Source organism: Bacillus sp. TL12 (assembly GCF_022625245.1).
Classification (GTDB): Bacteria; Bacillota; Bacilli; order Bacillales; family Bacillaceae_G; genus Bacillus_A.
In genome coordinates this window covers 1-227 of the sequence record NZ_JAJJBY010000271.1, presented here as the reverse complement: position 1 = coordinate 227, position 227 = coordinate 1, and the positions used below count along the sequence as shown (strand labels likewise).

The following is a 227-nucleotide window of genomic DNA, read 5'->3' as shown; positions in this document are numbered from 1 at the left end:
ATTGGGCAGGGTGGGGAAGCGACGTTAAAGTCATTATTTGCTGGTAAGGGAAATAATGTTGTCCCTATTCATTATACCCCAGATATTAATAATCCATTTGATACAGAACAACCCAAGCTAACTGAGGAGGACATTTATGAAGTACAAAAGATCCCAGAACTAGCATATGTTCTTACAACAAACTCTAGTATGGAGCCTCTTGATATCGAAGATAAAAAAGAGATGGT

Annotated in this window: 1 pseudogene; it reads left to right on the top strand. The window is 37.9% G+C overall.

Going from position 1 to position 227, the window contains the following annotated elements:
• A pseudogene (locus tag LOK41_RS28890) lies at window positions 1–227 on the top strand (macrolide ABC transporter permease); the annotation flags it as partial.